The sequence below is a fragment of the Synechococcus sp. MIT2312 genome (assembly GCF_059772315.1).
The window spans coordinates 1,970,100-1,985,975 of record NZ_CM186281.1 but is presented as its reverse complement, the minus strand read 5'-3'; the positions used below and the strand labels follow the sequence as shown (position 1 = coordinate 1,985,975).

10 protein-coding genes are annotated in these 15,876 nt (G+C 60.0%); 7 read left to right on the top strand and 3 right to left on the bottom strand.

Annotated elements, in window-relative coordinates:
* Window positions 1–16: 16 nt before the first annotated feature.
* Window positions 17–4,090 (bottom strand): CHAT domain-containing protein, encoded by a 4,074-nt coding sequence (locus tag AC6EI9_RS10995; protein ID WP_498467800.1) that lies wholly within the window; start codon window positions 4,088–4,090, stop codon window positions 17–19.
* Between the two features lie 112 nt (window positions 4,091–4,202).
* On the opposite strand from AC6EI9_RS10995, the gene AC6EI9_RS10990 reads away from it, so the two are divergent.
* Window positions 4,203–5,900: a ShlB/FhaC/HecB family hemolysin secretion/activation protein gene (locus AC6EI9_RS10990; protein WP_498467799.1), complete on the top strand. Its 1,698-nt coding sequence runs from the start codon at window positions 4,203–4,205 to the stop codon at window positions 5,898–5,900.
* A 16-nt stretch (window positions 5,901–5,916) separates the two neighbouring features.
* Here the strand turns inward: AC6EI9_RS10990 and AC6EI9_RS10985 are convergent, their stop codons facing one another.
* Window positions 5,917–6,597, bottom strand: a complete 681-nt coding sequence (locus AC6EI9_RS10985) for a Crp/Fnr family transcriptional regulator (RefSeq protein ID WP_498467798.1) — start codon at window positions 6,595–6,597, stop codon at window positions 5,917–5,919.
* 179 nt (window positions 6,598–6,776) lie between these two features.
* Here AC6EI9_RS10985 and AC6EI9_RS10980 point away from each other — a divergent pair, with 179 nt between their 5' ends.
* Together AC6EI9_RS10980 and AC6EI9_RS10975 are read left to right on the top strand one after the other, a co-directional pair.
* A complete protein-coding gene (locus AC6EI9_RS10980; protein ID WP_498467797.1) occupies window positions 6,777–7,439 on the top strand; it encodes a Coq4 family protein in 663 nt (220 codons plus the stop codon).
* 65 nt (window positions 7,440–7,504) lie between these two features.
* Complete coding sequence (locus tag AC6EI9_RS10975; protein ID WP_498467796.1) at window positions 7,505–8,071, top strand: cyclic nucleotide-binding domain-containing protein; 567 nt, start codon at window positions 7,505–7,507, stop codon at window positions 8,069–8,071.
* A 5-nt stretch (window positions 8,072–8,076) separates the two neighbouring features.
* On the opposite strand, the gene alaS is transcribed toward AC6EI9_RS10975, so the two are convergent.
* Window positions 8,077–10,755, bottom strand: coding sequence for an alanine--tRNA ligase (gene alaS, locus AC6EI9_RS10970; protein WP_498467795.1), 2,679 nt, complete (start codon window positions 10,753–10,755; stop codon window positions 8,077–8,079).
* Between the two features lie 35 nt (window positions 10,756–10,790).
* Between alaS and AC6EI9_RS10965 the strand changes: the two genes are divergently transcribed.
* From AC6EI9_RS10965 to AC6EI9_RS10950, 4 genes are read left to right on the top strand one after another with little or no spacing between them, the layout of a single operon-like run.
* Window positions 10,791–11,204: a hypothetical protein gene (locus AC6EI9_RS10965; protein WP_498467794.1), complete on the top strand. Its 414-nt coding sequence runs from the start codon at window positions 10,791–10,793 to the stop codon at window positions 11,202–11,204.
* Window positions 11,201–14,401, top strand: coding sequence for a DEAD/DEAH box helicase (locus AC6EI9_RS10960; RefSeq protein ID WP_498467793.1), 3,201 nt, complete (start codon window positions 11,201–11,203; stop codon window positions 14,399–14,401). The genes AC6EI9_RS10965 and AC6EI9_RS10960 overlap by 4 nt, the downstream gene beginning before the upstream one ends.
* 4 nt (window positions 14,402–14,405) lie before the next feature.
* Window positions 14,406–15,314 (top strand): SWIM zinc finger family protein, encoded by a 909-nt coding sequence (locus tag AC6EI9_RS10955; protein ID WP_498467792.1) that lies wholly within the window; start codon window positions 14,406–14,408, stop codon window positions 15,312–15,314.
* Window positions 15,307–15,765: an MEKHLA domain-containing protein gene (locus AC6EI9_RS10950; RefSeq protein ID WP_498467791.1), complete on the top strand. Its 459-nt coding sequence runs from the start codon at window positions 15,307–15,309 to the stop codon at window positions 15,763–15,765. Before AC6EI9_RS10955 ends, AC6EI9_RS10950 begins: the two co-directional genes overlap by 8 nt.
* The last annotated feature ends 111 nt before the right edge of the window (window positions 15,766–15,876 follow it).

Genomic DNA, 15,876 nt, shown 5'->3' with positions numbered 1-15,876 from the left:
GCCTCGAAATCGGTGATTACCAGGGTGAACCGATCAGCTCAATGCCGGCCCAGAAAAAGGGGTTCTGCACCCCAGCGGAGATCCGGCGACGTTGACCAGACGTGAGATCGTTGAGCAGAGGCTGCTCATCTGGACCGATCACCTGATCACCCTCAAGGCGAATCAGACCTGAGCCAAACAGTTGCCGGGTGCGTTGCAGCGCGGCCGCCTTCGGCAGGCCCTGATCGAGCAAGCGATAAAACTGCACGAAGAATGCCGAAGTCACCACGTCATCGACGTACCAGAGCGTGCCCACAGCACTACGGGCCCCGGCCTGCAATGCCAACCCGGCAAAACCGAGTTCACTCTCCTGATCGCCGAGAAGTGTGCGGCAGGCACTGAGCACCACGAGATCCAGCGGACTTTGGCTGCGTTTGCGGCGCAGTTCGGCAAATTGCGCCATCGACATCGGCCCCGTGCCGGTGTGCAGCACCGACTGCTCCGGCCCACCAGGTCGAAAGTCGGCATGGGTGGCCACATGCACGCGGGAATAGCGCTGGTCAGAAGCCCCGGTCAGCAGCGCCTGGGGTGAAAAGTCCTCATTGAGATAACGGTCGGCACCGGTTGAGACATCGAGTTGCTCCAGCTCCTGGGGCACGAGCGGCAGTGGTGCCAACCCTTCAAATTCGGAAGCGCCCAGGGCGAGCTGGCCTGTGGGTGATGATTGCGCCGGTGCAAGGGGCGTGAGAGCCAGAGACGGCGTAAGACCGAAGGCATAATCCAGACCGAAGAAGCTGGATCCATCGCTCAGCGCCGCGAAGGGCACGGCCTGGAGGCCCTGATCAGCAGCAATCAGAAGCGTCTGGATGCCCTGGCCCTGAAGCGCATCCTGGATCGGTGCCACCAGCAGTGCGTGCAGCTGACGGGTCGGCGACGTGGGGTCGCCAACCGCCAACGGCTCCTGCCGTGACAGCTGGCGATACAGGGCCTTGAGCAAGCCAGCAAAGCGCTCGCGGTCCACCGTTAAACGCCGAGCCTGGACTGGAGCTTTCGAACTGATCAGGGTCAGGTCGAGGAAACCATCCTGAGCGTTGTCAGATGAAGACGACGTGAAACGCACCTGAAGCACCGCAGGACTGATGCCGAGGCCTTGACGCTCGACCTGATCCAGCACACCCTGCAAATCCTCAACAGTGGGTGTGGAGGGGAGGGCACTCTGAAGAGCTTGGTCCAAGCCAAGCAAAGATGCCGTGCGGCTTGCAGCGGCCTGGTCAGACTCTTGCAACTGTGCAACGGCCTGTTCGGGAGCCATGGTCTGGGTGCTCTCAGCCATCACCGTTGTTTGTGTGGTGACTGCTGTTGCATCCGTCGATGCATCGCTGCCACTGCCGAGATCAACCTGAAGACCGGTTTCAGGACTTTGCCGCTGCGCCGCGAGCAGAGTCACCGATCCGGCGGAGGACGTCTCTGGATCAGAGGCAACAGCAGTTGTCTGATTCGTCAGTTGAAGAACAGGAACATCCTCCACAGCGTTAAGCAGCTCGACCGAGACGATGTCCTCCTCGGACTCAGGCTGCTCTTGGATCACCACTGATTCCGGTTTGGTCTCCGATACAGGATCCAGCCCGTTGTTTCCACCATCGTCATCGCCACTCTTACCGCCGCTGCCACCGCTGCCGTCACCGCTGCGACCGCTGCCTCCGCCGCTACCAGAGCAAAGACTCGATGAACCTGTTCCAGTGCATGTGGCAGTGGTCGGCGACGTTGAAAGCACCTCAAGGGAGCCGTCCTTCACAACGGTGGCTCCGCTGTAGCTGATGGCCGCCGAAGCAGGAAAGCGGAGCGTTCCAGCTCCGGCCTTGGTCAATGCACCAGAGCCTGTGATGGGGGAATCCCAAACCAGCGTGGAACCAGACCCAACGCTGAGCTCACCACCGCCAGCACCCAGCTCGAGGCTGGTGCCGGTCACCGTTTCTGAGCGGTCACGGCGCAAGGACGAACCGTTATCCAGAAAGAGTGACCCCCCTGAAGGGGTCAGCACTGATGATCCCGCCGGCTGATCCATCCAGATCGTGCCACCGCCGGTGGCCTCCCCTCTCTGGACCAACACGGCATTCTTGAAGCGAGCAACACCTGCCCCTGTCTGGAGAAGGTCGCCGTAGGTGGCGGTGGACTGACCATCCTTGAGGTTCAGCTCGGCCTCCACAACCAGTTCACCCACACCAGCCACTGTGAGATCAGAGTTGTAAGCCGAAGAAGCGACATCAACGGCAACAGCATTGCCAGTACTGGGGTTAAGCGTGAGGCTGTCCTGGTTTAAATCAACTGTGGAACTGGATCTGAGCAAAACGGGAGTGGTAATTGTGTTGTCTCCCGACCAATTCGTCAGCGTGCCCCCCCAGAGCTCAATGTTCTCGGCAAGGCTGATCCCACCGGCAACCTCGAGGGTGGCGCCAGACTGAACCTTCGTCACTGAGGAAATGCCCAATGCATTGGCACCAATCACCCTCAGTGCCCCCCCCTGCACATCACTGTTACCTGACCAGGTGCTGCTGCCTCCCGACAAAATCAGTCGGCCGTTCCCTGTTTTGGTCAGTTCACCACTGCCTGTGAGCGTGGCGGCCAGCTCTGGAGACGCGTGACCAGAGGTACCGATGGTGGTGTCACCGGTGGAAACCTCAAGTGGCCCCTTAAGGTCCATGGTGACACTCGAGGCAGACTCAACAAAACCAGTACCGGCCTTGAGAGTGAGGCCTCCGGTGCCGGTTGTGATGTTGGAATTGAGCTGGATATATCCGGCGGCATCAAGAGTGAGATTTCCTGAGCTGTTGGAGTAATCGATCGATGCATCTGATTCCCAGGTGATGTTGCCTCCCTCAGAAGGATCCGTTGATCCAGTGAGAATCCGCACATCGGTTGCGCTGCCAAGTGCCGTCTTGATGTCAGCAACATCCACCCGTGAAGCGGACGCACTGGATTCAAACAACCGTCCCCCACCTAAGGGATCGGTTTGTTCATTGATCGTTCCAGCTGAATTCCCAATCGTGATGTTGTAAGGATCAAGCAACCATTCACCTGCCGATCCCTTGATCGCTGAGACATCAATGACTTCAGGTTGAGCACGCAAATAGGAACCTGATGTTTCAATCCGCCCTCCATCTCCACCAGCGGGCCCACCGCGGGCGAGAAGAACTCCCTCCGCAACCGTCCCTCCAGAGGGATGGTTGAGATCACTCCAAACCACAACTGTTCCGCCGGAGCCGTTACCCGTCGACGACACATCCACAAGAGAGCCACGCTGCATCCATGTCTGGGTTGCCTGGCGCACCGCTGGATCGGTGTTCTGCCAGCTGCCGCCGACCTGAACCAAGCCCCCGTCTCCGGAGCCAGTCGCCAGCAATTCCGCACCATCCCCAATACGGATCAAATCTGCGGCAAGCGTGAGATTGCCCCCATCGCCTGCTGGATTGCCAAGCGAAAGCCGGCTCTGATCCACATCAATACGGCCGCCAGGAGCATCCACGAGCAGAGCCTCGTCGACATCGATGGAGATTCCCTCCATGCGGATCCATGGTCGTTTCCCGGCCAATTCCCCAGACAGCAAGCCCAGCGCACCGGGCAATGGGTCACCAGCCAAAGCTGGAATTGCATGCTGCGGAGTGTGAAACACATCGAACACACCACCGGCAAAGCGCAGTTGTGCCGCTGTGCTCAGCGTCAGCTGAGGGATCTGCTGAAAAGAGGCACCAGGCATCAATTGAATCCCCCCTGGAGAAAGCAGGAACAGATGCGAGGGAGATGTCAGTGAAACGCTTTTGTTGATGAAGCTGCCGTCTGGAGATGTGACTCCCAGAACCAGATTGCGAACACCATCGCTGTTGATCGAGACGCCTTGAATCGCACCGCGGGTGTCGAATTCACTGAGTCGATGAAAGCGGTTGGTGCCGCTGTCTCTTCCACCATCGATCCGGCAAAGACCACTGCTGCAGCGACCGTTCGCCGACCCATTGACCAGAGTTCCCAGTCCATCCGCAGCGCGACCGGCGACATCAGCCTGCGCGGGCGAAACACCGAGAAGGGCAACCAGTGGAAACAGCACCAGTCGTCGCATTGCGTGCTGCCTCCGTGGAGTCCGTGCAACGAATTTGTTGCTTGAAACCGACGTTAAGCCAATTTTGTTTGTTCAACTTTAAAGTTCGCGACAATGCTCAGTTGCCAGGTCAATGCTGCTTCTGCTGGCGCAACTGGTGTCCCCTCCCCTGCAACCAGGTCCAGTTCGCCTGCCCGAACAGGCACCGGTTCAGCAACTTGAGCCAGATCCTTCCAGCACCAAGCCAGAGCTCGACGATCGACAGCTTGTGCCAAACGGTGATGGCTTGAAAGAGCCTGGCCAGCTGCCACTCAAACCAGCTTCAAGAGACGGCGTCTCTTCTTCAGTTGAGATCAAAGGGACAACGCCATACAGCCAGACGGAACTCCGTCAACTGCTGAGCCGTTGCCAAGCAGACGGCAGTGCACAGTCCGACCTGAAACGCTGCGCCGAGGCCCTCAGCGGAAAACTGCAGCAGGACGGCTATGTGAATTCACGGGTGTTCATCGACGACGAACCCGCGCCAGGTCATCTCACTGTCGTGATGGGCCGTCTGGTCGAGCTGCGCATCAACAGCGAGGATCAGCGTCTCGAGCAAAAGGTGCGCCGTCGTCTCGCCAACCTTCTTGGTCAGGTCCTGCACCTGCCCGATCTTCAGCAACAGCTGCAGCAACTGAAACAGCAATCTGTCGTCGGTAGCGTTTCAGGAAGCCTGGGGAAACTTGGAAGTGACCCCACGCAAGCCGTTCTGACTCTCACGGTGACCGCTGCAAGTCATCCCTGGAGGGGAGATCTCAGTGTTCGCAACGACGGCAACGCAGGCAGCGGTGAATGGCGAGCCGTCACTGTGCTGCAAAAACCGAAAGTTCTGATCGATGACGACCTGCTTCAGATCTACGGCGAACTCAACGCTGACCGCGATCCGGAACTGGGCGCCTCACTCGGCTCGATCAGCTACACCCTGCCCTTAGGCGAATCGGTGGACATCACTGGATCCTTTGGTGCCAGTCGCCGCAATCTGGTTGAAGCCCAAGGACCTGCCCACGGCCTCAGTTTTCGTCAGTACCAAGGACTGGCACAGCTGCAATGGACGCTCAAAGATTCGGATAACCAGCTTTGGTACGCCCAGGCCGGCCTCAGCGCCAACCGCAGCGACAGCTACCTGGATGGTCGCTCAATTGGTCTGATCATCGGAGGTCCGGACGGCGACCTGAGCACCGGATATCTGCGAATCAGCCTCGGCCATGCGGGCATGAACAACAACCTGGCCTGGACAGGTCAGGCGTACTGGCTTCAAGGAATCGCGGGCTTCAGCAGCGAAAAACAACTGAAGGATCTTGCCTTCTATGGCATCCATCCCGATCAATCCCGAGCGCTGGGTGGCATCACCACCCTCGGCTGGCGGATGGCGTCCAACCTGCAACTCAATTGGCGGGCAGCAGGTCAGGTGGCCTTCAACGAGCTCACCAATGACATGGGCTTTTCGCTGGGAAGCGATGTGGGGCTCAAAGGGCTTCCAGGAACATTGATCAGCGGAGACACCGGCTGGCTGAGCAGCGCTGAATTGAACTGGTCTTTCTGGCAACAACGCAACAACACTTTCCAACTCGTGCCCTTCTTCGGCATCGGCGGAATTCAGACCACACGCGACACAGTGAGCTTCAGCGACACGATTGGCTCGGGGGGGATCCTGCTGCGCTGGTTGCATGGACGCCATTGGTCACTCGAACTGGGCTGGACAGAACAGTTCAACGACGGCGACAACATCGGTGTCTGGAACGACTGGTTGCTCGGTAGTGGAGCCTATGGAAAATTGCGATATCGGTTCTAGCGATACGACAATCCTTTTAATCAATCAAGCCGCGCTTCTCCAACGGCTTGAGATCAGCCAGAGACAGACGCCCATCCTGCTCAATCACCGTGCCGCGTTGACGCAATTTGCTCAGGGTGCGCGATGCGGTTTCCCTTGCAAGGCCCGCAATCAAGGCAATTTCCTGCTGCGCGAGAGGCGGGATCTGAGCCTGAAGATCGTCGTCAATCGAGCTCTTGCGAGCCAGATAGGCGAGAGCACCCAGCAACCTCGTCGTGGCATCCGCAGTCTGTAGTGCAAAACGACGGTTGAGGTCTCGCAAGCGGTTCGCCTCCAGCTTGGCGAGGGCAAGCGCAAAATCGGCTTGCTGACTGAGCAGTGCAGCAAAGGGTGGAATCCGCAGTTTCACCAAACGCAGACTGGTCAGAGCGACCACATCAGCCGATCGCGAGTCTCCATCGAACACCGCCATCTCGCCAAAGACATCGCCAGTGCCCAACAGGGACATCACGACCTCATCACCATCAGTTGTGTACGTGCGCACTTTGGCCAACCCATCACAAAGCAAAAACAGAGACTCACCCCAGTCCTGCTCCATGACAATCACCTGATCGGCTTCATGAACTAGTTCACGCTGCCGATCAAGGATCTTGTCGAGCAATTCATCATCAAGACTCTCGAAAAGAGCAATAACCCGCAGATCGTCGCGACTGATCATCGGCAGCGCAGAGAAATTGAATTTGAGTCTCTCCAAAGCGACGTCATCGCCATGAAAAAGACTCTGAATCCATAGCACGTCAAAGCTCAGGCTTCATGCGGATGGTGGATATCCACCCAATCTTCAGACCATGACTGAGCATCGGAAACAACCCAAAATGGGCTATCTGCTCAGCATCCATGCAAATCAAACTCGGAGAACGATTACAGAGCCTGAAGTTGCTAGCCAGCCTGGCGGCCTTTCTGAAAAACCCCGGCTCTCTCGACAGTGTCCTCGCCGTGGGCGCCAGCGTGAAGAACAGCCCACTCGCCGAACAGATGACCCGCCATCTGCTGGATAATCCCGACTTCGCTCAACTGGTGAGCGACGGTTGGCGTCCGCAGCCGATTGACTTGACGGCACTCCAGACACTTCCTGCGGGAACGCTCGGACGCTGCTACGCCGATCAACTGATCAGCCAGGGAATTACTCCTGACACACTGATCGACGCTTCACCCATCAACGATGAGCGTGACTACATCACACATCGCCTCAAAGAGACCCACGACATCACCCACGTACTGACCGGGTTTGGAATCGATGGCGTCAGTGAGCTGGGCCTGCAGGGGTTCAACCTTGCCCAGAACCGATCTCCACTGGCGGTGATGCTGATCTTCGGTGGCATGCTCACGGCACTGCAGAATGATGAACCTCTGGCTCCGATGCTGCGCGCACTGGCAAAGGGCTTCCAGATGGGACTGGATGCTGAGCTTGTGATCGCACGCAAACTGGAAGAGGGCTGGGATCGCCCCCTCAGTGCGTGGCGTAGTGAGCTCAGACTGCCCGAAGCAATCCCTGGCTGATCCTTCCATAGGCGCGGGCGTTATCGCACGAATGGAGGTATCACGGAAAGAGCCGCCGAGAAGCCGTGTGGGGAGATGAACCTCAGCTGCAGGCCTTCCGAGAACGACTCAAACTCCTGCTGGTCACACACCAGCAGGAGCTCAATCCTGAGCAGGTTGCCGCTAGCGAAGGAGACATTCTGTTTCGTCAGGGCGACTCGGTGGAGACTTTGATGTTGCTGACTCAGGGTCGCATCGCGGTTGATGTCCACCACGACGATCAAACCCATACGTTGGCCGAAGTCGAAGCCGTGGAATTACTTGGCGAAGTTGGATTCTTCGCCAATGGCAAGCACTACGCCGATTTCCGTGTTGTGGGGGGACCCGCAGAACTTCTGGCCATTCCAGGCCAGGCACTGCTCCAGGCCATGTTGTTTGACACTGATCTCGTCGTGGAGATGCTGTCACTGGTGAGTGAGCGGTGCCGCCGCGGCAATCAGGTCATCGCCATGCTGCTGAGCGGAATCGAAGCCGTGCATGACGAGTCCCAGGACAGGATCGAACAGATCACAACAGAGCTGGGGGGAGTCCACTTCTGCATTGCCAAAGCCAGCAGACAGCTGCTGGAGCTGCAGCAGCAGCGCCGAAGCTGAACGGCTCAACTCAGCGCGTCACCCAGCTCCTGCCTTGCCGCATCCAAGGCTCCATCGAGAGCTGCTCCATCCCGACCTCCGGCCTGAGCCAGATTCGGGCGGCCACCACCACCGCCACCACAGCGTTTGGCGATCCCGCCAATGAACTTGCCCGCTTGCTGGCCGTTGGCGATCACAGCTTTGCCAAAGGCAGCCACGAGAATCACCTTGCCCTGATCGGCAGGGTCCGGCAGGCCACCGATCACCACTGCTGCATTCGCACCCAGTTGATCGCTCAGGTTCTGAGCAGCACCCTGCAGCCCGCTGCCATCGACACCATCAAGACGCTCAACCAGCAGCTGAAAGTCACCAACAACAACCGCCTTGGAAGCCAGGGCTGCTGATTTAGCAACCGCCAACTCCGCCTGCACAGCCTGCAGCGCCTTGCTCGTCGTCTTCAGCTCGTCCTGAAGAGCGCTCACCCTCTCAACGATCTCGCCGGGCTGAGCTTTGAAGCGCTCTCCCAGCTGCCTCACCACAGCATCACGTTCATTGAGGTAGGCGAGCACAGCAGGGCCTGCCACAGCTTCGATGCGACGGATTCCGGCTGCCACTCCACTTTCACTGACAATCTTGAACAGACCGATCTCAGCGGTGTTGGCCACATGGGTGCCTCCGCAGAGTTCCATCGACACACCAGGCACGTCGACAACGCGCACCACATCGGCGTATTTCTCACCAAACATGGCCACAGCGCCAGCGGCCTTGGCCTTGTCGATCGCCATCTCCTGCACCTGGAGCTCATGGGCGTCGGCGATCCAGCTGTTGATCAGAACCTCAATACGCTCCAGCTCCTCGGAGCTCACAGCCCGCGGACAATGGAAGTCGAAACGCAAACGATCGAAGTTCACCAGCGATCCGGCCTGACCAATGCCTGGATCCACCAACTGCTTCAGGGCCGATTGCAACAGATGCGTCGCGGTGTGATTCGCCTGGGCACGGCGACGGCAACTCCGGTCAACACGACCCTGCACCACATCACCCACCACCAGTGTTCCGCGCTCAACCCGACCGCTGTGCACGAACACACTGCGGTTCCGGCTCACTGATTCCACGCTGACAATCAGGCCATCGCCGTCATGGCCTTCACCCGCGAGGGTGCCGCGATCGCCCACCTGGCCGCCCCCTTCGCCATAGAAGGGAGTGGTGTCTAGCACCACCTGCACCGCATCACCGGCAACGGCTTGTTGAGCAGGGTCACCATTCACCACAAGAGCCTGCACACTGCTGCTCTGCTCGAGCTGCTCGTAACCACGGAAATCGGTTCCATCAATCCCCGAGGCCACCTGATCAATGGCGTCCTGAAGCGTGAGGTCAATGCTCACGGCAGCGGCTTTGGCGCGCTGACGCTGTTGCTCCATCGCCAGTTCAAATCCAGCCAGATCAACGGCCAGACCATGCTCCTCAGCAATTTCCTGCGTGAGCTCGAGCGGAAATCCATAGGTGTCATACAGCTCAAAAGCCTGAGCACCGCTGATCTGCTTCGGCTTGGCCGCAAGCACATCCGCCAACAGTTTCTCTCCCCGTTCCAGGGTCTCCAGGAATCGGGCTTCCTCGCGTTGCAGCTCCGCCAGGATCACCTTCTTGCGCTCCAACAACTGAGGATGCACCGCCTGCATCAGCGCAATGGCCGCTTCACCCATGGTCTTGAGAAACGGCTTGTCGATACCCAGGAGACGTCCATGCCGCACCACCCGACGCAGCAGCCGACGCAGGATGTAGCCGCGGCCCAGATTGCTGGCCGTGACGCCATCGCTGATGAGCTGCGTCACGGCGCGACTGTGGTCGCCGATCACCTTGAGCGAGGTTTTGCCCTTGTCGTCGAGCTGGGGGTAGTCGACACCAGCCAGATCAGCCGCTGCTTCAATCAACGGAAAAATCAGATCGGTTTCGTAGTTATTGGGAACCTTCTGCAGGATCTGAGCCATGCGCTCCAGACCCATGCCCGTGTCGATGTTGCGATTCGCCAGCGGTGTGAGCGTGCCCTCCGCATCGCGATTCGACTGCATGAAGACCAGGTTGTAGAACTCGATGAAACGATCGTCGTCTTCAAGATCGATTCCTTCATCACCAAGTTCCGGCTTGAAGTCGTAATAAATCTCCGAGCAAGGGCCACAGGGTCCTGTTGGGCCTGAGGCCCAAAAGTTGTCGGCTTCATCCATCCGGATGATGCGCTTGGGATTGACGCCGACAACATCACGCCAGATCTGCTCAGCTTCATCGTCTTCCCGGAAGACGCTCACCACCAAATTTTTGGGATCCAAGCCGTAGATGACCGTGCTCAGCTCCCAGGCCCATTCAATGGCCTGCTGCTTGAAATAATCCCCAAAAGAGAAGTTGCCCAGCATCTCGAAGAAGGTGTGGTGCCGGGCAGTGCGACCCACGTTCTCGATGTCGTTGGTGCGAATGCACTTCTGGCTGCTGGTCGCACAGGGGGCAGGCCGTTCCTGTTGACCGAGAAAGATCGGCTTGAACGGCAACATTCCCGCGATCGTGAGCAGAACCGTGGGGTCCTCTGGCACAAGTGAGGCACTGGGCATGCGCCTGTGACCACGCTGCTCATAAAAAGCGAGGAACGCTTCCCGGATCTCTGCACCGGTGCGGGGACCAGCTGCCTCGTTTCGCGACGATCGTGCAACAGCCATGGCGGGTTCGGGCTTGAACAGCAGGTCCTCCAGCCATGATCGCCTTTGAGCTGCCACCGACTTTGGCCGATAGCATCGACGAGCAGAGTCGCGCAGCGTTAAGACTGCGCTCCCTAGGCTGGGCCCTGATCGCAGGACTGGCGGCAGGGCTACTCAGCCTGCCCTTCGGTGTTGATCAGGTGGTGAGATCCACCGGTTGCGGACTGTTCTACGGACTGCTGGCCTTCCATCTTGTCCGTGTGGACCCGGAGGACTCTCACCTGCAGGCTGGGCTCGTCGGAGCCGTCTGCGGGATCCGCAGTTTGGGAATGTGCCTGCCCTCCCCTTGGGCAGATGCTGATTCCCTGGCATCATTGGTGAAGGATCTCGTTATGGGGTGGCTGCCGCTGATCGGCAGTTCGCTCCTGCTACACGGAACCCAACGCATGTTGTCTGCGTCGCGGCCATGAGCCTGCTGCACGCCACCTGGCTTCCGGCCATTCGTACTCCCAGCAGCTCCGGTCGAGCTGCTCTGCTCGTGTGGGCTGACACCTGGCGTGTGGCCGAGCCGATGGGACCGGGCGCCACGCCCGCCATTCATCCCTTCACCCTCAGCACTGAGGAGCTTCGGGCCTTGCTCACGGATCGTGACCTGCTCCCAGACGGAATCATTGACGCAACGGCCTGCCTGACTCTGCCCAGTCGCAGCGTCAAGCCGAAACGCAGGCGCTCGGCAGCCGCAGAAACACCCTCCGAGGACGACCCCCCGTGGTGCGGTCTGCCGCTGCAGGCCGGTGAACCGATTCCGAAGACCACCGAATGGTGGCCCTGGCAGGTGCAGGGCCTGGCCATCGAACCGATGGCTGCCACCGAGTGGCTGGCCAAGCTGCCGCTTTCAGGTCGTCATCCGGATCTGGCCGATGAACTGCGCTGGTGGAGCCACATGCAGCGCTGGGCCCTGAGCCTGGTGGCACGAGGCCGCTGGCTGCCCCAGGTGGAGCTGAGCAGAGGCGAGGGCTACCCCCACCGAGCCCGCTGGGTGCCACTGCTGAATCGGGAGGAAGACCGGCGCCGGCTGGAGGATCTGGCGGCGGGACTCCCCCTGGTTGCCACCTGTGCCCTGCCCTGGCGCGAACCGACCGGACGACGCAGCAACCGCATGACCCGGCTGCGTCCGGAGGCGATGCGAGCCGCCAATCCCGTGGCCTGTTGTCGACCCCGCAGCGGCCGGCTGCGCGTGGCCACCCTGCTGGAAGACCTTCTGGATGCGCAGCTGCGCAAAGGCTTCAGCCCTGATCAGGAAGGCCTGGACCCACTGCTCTGCGCCTGGGAAGAGGCTCTCAGCTCTGAGACCGGCGTGATCAACCTCAATGATGAGGATGCCGAGCGGTTAGCCACCGCCAGCCACCACTGGCGAGAGGGCGTGGCCGGCAATGTTGCTGCAGCACGGGCCTGCCTCGAACTGGCCACACCGTCTGAGGGTGAGGATCTCTGGCCCCTGCGCTTCTTCCTGCAGGCGGAGTCGGACCCCACACTGAAGCTGCCGGCTAGTGCCGCATGGGCTGCAGGCCCCAAGGGTCTGCAGCTGGGAGAGATTCCCGTGGAGCATCCCAGCGAAGTGCTGCTGGAAGGCATGGGTCGAGCCTTGACGGTGTTCGCTCCGATTGAGCGGGGCCTCGAAAGCGCCACACCGGAAGCGATGCAGCTCACCCCTGCCGAAGCCTTCGTGCTGGTGCGCACGGCCGCACGCCAACTTCGCGATGTGGGTGTGGGCGTCGATCTGCCGCCGAGCCTTTCCGGCGGGCTGGCCAGCCGACTGGGACTGGCGATCAAAGCGGAACTGCCCGAGCGTTCCCGCGGCTTCACTTTGGGCGAGAGCCTCGACTGGAGCTGGGAGCTGATGATCGGAGGCGTCACGCTCACCCTGCGCGAACTGGAACGCCTGAGTGGCAAACGCAGCCCGCTGGTGCGTCACAAGGGAGCCTGGATCGAACTGCGACCCAATGACCTCAAGAACGCTGAACGCTTCTGTGGCGCCAATCCCGAGCTCAGCCTGGACGATGCCCTGCGACTGACCGCCACCGAGGGCGACACGCTGATGCGCCTTCCCGTGCATGCCTTCGATGCCGGCCCCAGGCTTCAGGGGGTGCTTGAGCAGTACCACCAGCAGAAATCACCGGATCCGCTGCCCGCTCCTGAAGGGTTCTGTGGACAGTTGCGGCCGTATCAGGAGCGTGGGCTGGGCTGGCTCGCCTTCCTGCACCGTTTCGATCAGGGTGCCTGCCTGGCCGATGACATGGGCCTGGGCAAAACGATCCAGCTGCTGGCTTTCCTGCAACACCTCAAGGTGGAACAGGAGCTGAAGAAGCCCGTCCTGCTGGTGGCCCCCACATCGGTGCTGACCAACTGGAAACGGGAGGCCGCAGCCTTCACGCCAGAGCTCAACGTGCATGAGCACTACGGACCCAAACGGCCCACAACTCTGGCTGCTCTCAAAAAGGCTCTCAAGGATGTCGACCTCGTTCTCACCAGTTACGGACTGGTGCAGCGGGACATCGAGCTGCTGGAGAGCTTCGACTGGCAGGGAACAGTGATCGATGAGGCCCAGGCCATCAAGAACCCCTCGGCCAAACAGAGCCAGGCCACACGCGATCTGGCACGCACCCGCAAGGGCACCCGCTTTCGCATCGCCCTCACCGGAACGCCGGTGGAGAACAGGGTGAGTGAGTTGTGGGCGCTGATGGATTTCCTCAACCCCAGGGTTCTGGGTGAAGAGGAATTCTTCCGCCAGCGCTATCGCATGCCGATCGAGCGCTACGGCGACATGTCGTCACTGCGTGACCTCAAGTCGCGGGTGGGACCCTTCATCCTCAGGCGCTTGAAGACCGACAAGGCGATCATCTCTGATCTGCCGGAGAAGGTGGAGCTGAGCGAATGGGTCGGGCTGAGCAAGGAACAGAAATCGCTGTATGCCAGGACCGTCGAGGACACCCTCGACGCCATTGCCCGTGCTCCGAGGGGCAAACGCCACGGACAGGTGCTGGGACTGCTGACCCGCCTCAAACAGATCTGCAACCATCCCGCCCTTGCGCTGAAGGAGAAGGACGCAAGCGAGGATTTCCTGCAACGTTCCGCGAAGCTGCAACGGCTCGAAGAGATCCTCGAGGAAGTGGTCGAAGCCGGCGACCGCGCTCTGCTCTTCACCCAGTTCGCGGAATGGGGAACGCTTCTGAGGGAGTATCTGCAACGCCGCTGGCGCAGCGAGGTGCCCTTCCTCAGCGGCAGCACCAGCAAAACGGAGCGGCAGGCCATGGTCGATCGTTTTCAGGAAGATCCCCGCGGACCACAACTGTTCCTGCTCTCACTGAAGGCCGGTGGCGTGGGCCTCAATCTCACCCGTGCCAGCCATGTGTTCCACATCGATCGATGGTGGAACCCAGCCGTGGAGAATCAAGCCACAGACAGGGCTTATCGCATCGGACAGACCAACCGCGTGATGGTGCACAAGTTCATCACCAGCGGCTCGGTGGAAGAAAAGATTGACCGGATGATCCGCGAGAAGTCCAGACTGGCGGAAGACATCGTGGGCTCCGGCGAGGAATGGCTCGGAGGACTCGAAATGGGCCAGCTCAAGGAGCTGGTGAGCCTTGAAGACAATCCGTCCTGACGCGATGACCATCACCCCCAACAGCAGCGGCATCAACACTTCACTGAGTGACGAGGGGCTCGGGCAGCAACCCTGGTGGGTTGAACAGTGGATGGAGCTCATCAACTCCTACCGCTTCAAAAAACGCCTTGAACGGGCCTGGACCTACGCCCGAGAAGGACATGTGACATCGATTCGCTTCGAAGGGCGCCGGGTGCATGCCCGTGTTCAGGGAACCGATGAAGACCCCTACAAAGTGAAGCTCTGGCTGGATGTGCTGAGCGATGAGGACTGGGGCTTCGTGCTGGAAGCCCTGACGCAAAAGGCCCGCTGGTCGGCACAGCTTCTGGCCGGAATCATGCCGGCGGACATCGAACGGGCCTTTGCGGCCAGTGGCCGCCGGCTCTTCCCCTTCAAGCTGCAGGAGGTGCGCAGTGAATGCAGCTGTCCGGATAAGGCCAATCCCTGCAAGCACATCAGTGCGGTGTACTTCCTGATGGGAGAACGCTTCAGTGAAGACCCATTCGTGCTGTTTCAGCTGAGGGGGCGCACGCGCACGAAGCTGCTGGAAAATCTGGCAGAACACCGGCTCAAGGCCCTGCAGGCCAGGGCCGATCAAGCCAAGGCTGACAGCAAATCATTGCCCTCCACCGATGGCGCCGAGTCCAACCCGGACGACACCATCACACCTCCACATCCAGCGGTGCTGGATCCAACGCTCTGGTGGCGTTATGAGGCCAACCTCGACGGTGATCTGGTGGTGATCACCCCCGCGATGGAAGGAGATACAGGCCTTGATGCGGCCGGCGATCTTCCCCTGGCTGAGGAGCCACGCTTCCCCGAATCAAGACCTCGCTTCCTGCAGCATCTGCGTGATCAGGGTCAGGCCCTGGCACAGAGAGCCATGCTGGAAGCCATGGCGGCCGGTGGCTGACTCAGCGCCCTGGCAGACGCCGGAGTCGCAGTGCCTGATCTCCAGGCTGATGCTGTCTCACCAACGGGCCTTCAAGCGACCACTGCTGAACGGTGGAGACCCGGCCAGGGAGTTGTTTAGCTGCGAGATGGCCGTTCTCGCCCACGACAACAGCCAAGATCCCCGCCTGATTTATGCCAATGCCACCGCTCTGCGTCTGTGGGAACGGTCTTGGCAGGAGATGATCGGCATGCCCTCCCGCTACACGGCTGAGACAACAGCGCATGAGCAACGCGCTTCCGCCCTGCAACGCGCACAGAACCAGGACGCTGTCGAGGGCTACAGCGGCGTGCGGGTGTCACGAACCGGTCAACGATTCATGATCAACAACGCAAGAATCTGGACCCTCTGGGACGACAACGGCTGCCACTGCGGGCAAGCGGCAGCATTTTCAAGTTGGCACTGGCTTTGAATGAGATGCGGCGATGTTCGGTTGTCGCGAAAGAGCTGTCGTGACAACCGAATCCGGTGGTCTAGACCGAACAGAATCGGGCGGTTGTCCCCCTGCTCAGAATCAATCAGC